Here is a 5,067-nt window from a genome sequence, read left to right on the forward strand (position 1 = left end):
AAAATTCTCCGATAAAATCTTTTAATATATCTTCAAGTGACCATATTTTATCGTAATAAGCATTCCGAAAGAGTTCATCTTTCATTTCAATGTCCAGAGAAACTTCTGCTTTTTTGTTGTCTGCATAGAATTTAAATGATACATCCTTTATTTTGGTATCATAAAGAATCCACTTTCTGGGAAAAGATTTTCCAAAAGCGATCCAAAATTCTTTTTTTAATTGTTGGGCTTCCTGTTTGCTGAACATATGACTAAATCTTTTTCAAACATAATCATTTTTATGATTTGAAACAATTTTTGTAAATTTGCTGTAATGCTTTCAAAAAAATCTCAATATGCTTTTAAGGCACTTTCATATCTTGTAGAGAAAAGAAATGAAGGACCTATTCTCATTTCAGAAATTGCAGAACGAAAAAAAATTCCTTTAAAGTTTTTGGAGAATATCTTACTCGAACTTAAAAAAGCAGATATTCTCGACAGTAAAAAGGGAAAAGGAGGAGGTTATTTTTTTAAAGAAAACCCGGCAAACGTTAAATTAGCGAAAATTATGAGGCTTGTCAATGGTCCCATTGCGATGCTTCCATGTGTAAGCTTGAACTTCTATGAAAAATGTGAAGATTGTAATGAAGATCACTGCAGTTTACATGATGTATTGATTGAAGTACGTGACGCATCTCTTAAAATATTGGAAAAGAAAACCTTACTAGATCTGCTGGACTGATAATTATCTTTTTTTTAAATTTTATTAGTCTACTTTTTTTGTAGGATAATAATTTTTCAGATATTTGCATTGAACCAAATTTGAAGAACAATGATTTCAAAAGAAGATGTGGATGTTTTGAAAGGACTCTCAGCGGAGGAGGGATTGCAATATCTTTCCGGGAAAATTACGGAAGGAGTAGTATTCTCAACATCATTGGGGCAGGAAGATCAGGTAATTACAGACCTTATATTTAAAAATAAATTACCAATTAAAGTCTTCACTCTGGATACGGGAAGGCTTTTTTATGAACATTACGATTTACTTTCTAAAAATAATTCCCGATATAAAACGAAAACAGAAGTTTACTTTCCTGATGCTTCCGATGTAGAGAAATATGTAAATGAGAAAGGCATTAATGCTTTTTATTATTCTGTGGAAAACCGTAAGGAATGTTGTTTCATCCGTAAGGTAAAACCATTGAACAGAGCTTTGGAAAATGCAAAAGTCTGGATTACAGGTCTTCGTTCGGAGCAATCCGAAAACCGTGAAAATATGCCGGTTATAGAATGGGATGAAGAAAGACAGCTCTATAAATACAATCCTCTAATTCATTGGACTTATCAGGATGTTCTCGACTATCTTGAAGAGCATAAAGTTCAGGATCTTCCTTTACACAAAAAAGGATACATCAGCGTAGGCTGTGCTCCCTGTACTAGGGCTATTGAACCTGGAGAGAATCCGCGGGCAGGACGCTGGTGGTGGGAAGAATCTCATAAAGAATGTGGATTACATACACATTAAATAAAATCATATAAAACACTAATCAAATAATAATGGGTAATTATAAATTAGATTATCTGGAGCAGCTGGAGGCAGAAAGCATTTATATCATGCGTGAAGTGGCTGCACAGTTCGAAAAACCTGCTTTACTTTTCAGTGGAGGGAAGGATTCCATCACATTGGTACATTTAGCTAAAAAAGCATTTGCACCTATGAAAATACCTTTTCCTTTAGTACATATAGACACAGGACATAACTTCCCGGAAGCATTGGAATACAGAGATCATTTGGCTAAAAGTCTAGGTGCTGATCTTGTAGTAAGGAAAGTGGAAGATACGATCAGAGAAAAAAAATTAACTGAGCCCAAAGGAAAATTTGCTTCCAGGAACTGGCTTCAGACTCATACTTTACTTGATACTATTGAAGAATTTCAGTTTGATGCATGTATTGGAGGTGCAAGGAGAGACGAAGAGAAAGCAAGAGCTAAAGAGCGTTTCTTTTCAGTACGTGACGAATTTGGTCAGTGGGATCCCAAATTACAGCGCCCTGAACTATGGAATATCTATAACGGAAGAATCCAAAAGGGAGAAAATGTAAGGGTATTCCCGATTTCAAACTGGACAGAACTTGATGTATGGAATTATATTAAAAAAGAAAATATTCAGCTTCCCTCTATTTATTTTGCTCATAACAGAGATGTGATTGAATATGAAGGACAGTTGATTGCCGTTTCAGATTTTATCCAGATTGATGAGAATGATACTATTGTCAATAAACAGGTAAGATATCGGACTGTAGGAGATATGACATGTACGGCAGCAGTGGAAAGTACTGCAGCCACATTGGATGAAGTAGTTAATGAAATCACAGCCTCAAGAATTTCCGAAAGAGGAGAAACCCGAATCGACGACAGGGTAACGGAAGCTGCAATGGAAGACAGAAAAAAAGGAGGATACTTTTAATCAATACTCTTTTACAACATATTTAGAAATAAAATACTCATCAATTACATTCATAAATACAAAACATGGATATATTAAGATTTATTACGGCGGGAAGTGTAGATGACGGTAAAAGTACGTTGATTGGAAGACTCTTGTACGATAGTAAAAATATACTGATTGACCAACTTGAAGCACTGGAAAAACAATCAAAAAATAAAAATGACAATGGAATAGACCTTGCCATTCTGACTGACGGTTTAAGAGCAGAAAGAGAACAGGGAATAACCATTGATGTTGCCTATAGATATTTTTCTACACCAAAAAGAAAATTCATTATTGCAGATGCACCGGGGCATATACAATACACCCGGAATATGATTACGGGAGCTTCTAATTCTCAATTAATCATTATTCTGATAGATGCCAGACAAGGTGTGATAGAGCAGACAAGAAGACATTCCATCATTGCATCTTTACTCAAGATGAAAAATGTGGTAGTCGCAATTAATAAAATGGATTTAGTTGATTACTCTGAAGAAGTTTTCAATACCATAAAAGAGCAATACAAAGACGTTGCTGAAAAATTAGGACTTGAAAATGTACATTATTTTCCTATTTCAGCATTTTATGGAGATAATATTGTAGAGCGATCTTCTAAAATGAATTGGTATAAAGGATCAACCCTTCTGGATTTTCTGGAAAATGTAGAGGTGAATGAACATATTAATTTAGAAAGCGGAAGATTCCAGGTACAGTATGTGATCCGTCCTCAGACAGATGAACTTCATGATTATAGAGGCTATGCCGGACAAATAATCTCAGGAGTTTATAAAAAAGGAGATAAAATAACGATTCTTCCCCAGAATATAGAAACTACTGTATCCAGGATAGAGACTGGTGGAAAAGAAGTTGATGAAGTATTTGCCCAGCAACCTGCAGTATTGCATATTGAAGATGATATTGATATCAGCAGAGGTGATTTTCTGGTGAAAACGGACAACCTTCCAAAAGTGGAAAATGAAGTGGAGGCAATTGTATGTTGGTTAGATAAAAAAGAACTTAATGAAGGAGGAAAATACTTTTTACAGCATAAGAGTAAATTAGTAAAAGCAATTGTAAAGGAAATCGAATACAGAATTGATGTTAACACGTTGGAAAAAATCCCTGTAACAGATAGTATCAGACTGAATGAAGTTGTGAAAGTACGAATGAAGACTGCCTCGCCTTTAGTATACGACAGCTTTGAAGAAAATACTTCAACAGGAAATGCAATCTTAGTTGATGAAACAAGTAATTCAACTGTAGGAGCTGTAATGATTTTATAATATGACAGTATCGAAAAAAGTAAAGTTAAGATTAAATGTTTTCTTTGCGACGGTAGCTATCCTCCTGATTACTGTATTTTCATTGTACAGTTTAGGATATTTAGATGAACTTTTTGTGATCCTGGCCAAAGATAACCATATTTTTTACTGGATGCTTCTGGTAGGCTTTTTGGCTGAAATAGTTGCAGGTTCAATGGGGATGGGCTATGGTGTAATTTGTACAACAACACTTTTGCTCCTTAATATTCCGCCTCATGTAGTAAGTGCCAGTATACACTCGGCTGAAAGTTTTACTACAGCCGCGGGAAGTATAAGCCATGTCAAATTAAAGAATGTAAGTAAAAGTCTGGTTAAAAAGTTAGCAATACCTGCAGTTTTCGGAGCCATTATAGGAGCTGTATGCCTTACTTATGTAGGTGAATACTATGCGAAAATTACTAAAACAGTCATTGCTTTTTATACCTTATATCTTGGAGTAAGGATATTACTGAATGCATTTAAATCCAAACAGAAGAAATCTTTAAAAAGAAAAACAAATCTTATCCGCTTGGGATTGATCGGAGGATTTATAGATTCCTTTGCAGGTGGAGGATGGGGGCCTTTGGTTACCGGTACTCTGATTAAAAACGCATTCACACCCAGATATGCAATTGGAAGTTCTACAGTAGCAAAATTTATTTTAACAGTTACAGCTGCTGTTACTTTCATTTTTACAATGGGAATTCAGCACTGGAATATTATTCTGGGACTTTTGATCGGTGGGATTATCACGGCACCGTTTTCTGCAATGTTGACAGCAAAATTGCCAGTGAAAAAAATGTTTTTCATTATTGGTTTACTGGTGGTTATTATGAGTTCAATTACGATCTTTAAATCAATTTTTTAATGATTTATTGTTGATTGTGGAAAAGTGAAGATTATTAATGTATTTATTCATATGGAAAATAACTAATTTTATATTAATAAATAATTGCATATGAATTTACATATTGTAGCTCTGTTTAAGTTTAATGAAAACTATTTAATGGATGCTGTAGAATTGTTTCAGACTTTAGTAAGGGAAACAAGAAAAGAAGAAGGTTGTTTACAATACGATCTTATTGAAGATAAAGATAATAAAGGAACTTTTTTCCTGATTGAATCGTGGGAAAGTGTAGAATTACACAATAACCATATAGGGCAAGATCATGTCTTGGATTTTCGTAAAAATGCTTCTAAGATCATGGAAAGCAGTTCGGAAATATATAAAGGCTTTAAGATATACTGAAAATTACATTTTCAAATTATTTTAATTAAAAGGCAGTTTCATTACGGG

General features: G+C 34.2%; 7 protein-coding genes. 6 read left to right on the forward strand and 1 reads right to left on the reverse strand.

Annotation, left to right across the window (positions count from 1 at the left end; translation table 11 throughout):
• On the reverse strand, positions 1-247 hold a 247-nt coding region (locus Q0A18_RS03055), incomplete at its 3' end, for a DUF4268 domain-containing protein (protein ID WP_292008699.1).
• A gap of 66 nt (positions 248-313) precedes the next feature.
• Here Q0A18_RS03055 and Q0A18_RS03060 point away from each other — a divergent pair.
• The 6 genes from Q0A18_RS03060 (at position 314) to Q0A18_RS03085 (ending at position 5,019) form a co-directional block, all read left to right on the forward strand.
• On the forward strand, positions 314-721 hold the full coding sequence (locus Q0A18_RS03060; protein ID WP_292008700.1) for an Rrf2 family transcriptional regulator: 408 nt from the start codon (positions 314-316) through the stop codon (positions 719-721).
• A gap of 90 nt (positions 722-811) precedes the next feature.
• Positions 812-1,504 (forward strand): phosphoadenylyl-sulfate reductase, encoded by a 693-nt coding sequence (locus Q0A18_RS03065; RefSeq protein ID WP_292008701.1) that lies wholly within the window; start codon positions 812-814, stop codon positions 1,502-1,504.
• A 32-nt stretch (positions 1,505-1,536) separates the two neighbouring features.
• Positions 1,537-2,445: a sulfate adenylyltransferase subunit CysD gene (gene cysD, locus Q0A18_RS03070; protein ID WP_292008702.1), complete on the forward strand. Its 909-nt coding sequence runs from the start codon at positions 1,537-1,539 to the stop codon at positions 2,443-2,445.
• Positions 2,446-2,510: 65 nt separating this feature from the next.
• Positions 2,511-3,752, forward strand: coding sequence for a GTP-binding protein (locus Q0A18_RS03075; protein WP_292008703.1), 1,242 nt, complete (start codon positions 2,511-2,513; stop codon positions 3,750-3,752).
• 1 nt (position 3,753) lies between these two features.
• Complete coding sequence (locus tag Q0A18_RS03080) at positions 3,754-4,638, forward strand: sulfite exporter TauE/SafE family protein (protein WP_292008704.1); 885 nt, start codon at positions 3,754-3,756, stop codon at positions 4,636-4,638.
• Positions 4,639-4,728: 90 nt separating this feature from the next.
• On the forward strand, positions 4,729-5,019 hold the full coding sequence (locus Q0A18_RS03085; RefSeq protein ID WP_292008705.1) for a putative quinol monooxygenase: 291 nt from the start codon (positions 4,729-4,731) through the stop codon (positions 5,017-5,019).
• Positions 5,020-5,067: the final 48 nt, after the last annotated feature.

The sequence above is a fragment of the Chryseobacterium sp. genome (assembly GCF_022712095.1).
Classification (GTDB): domain Bacteria; phylum Bacteroidota; class Bacteroidia; order Flavobacteriales; family Weeksellaceae; genus Chryseobacterium.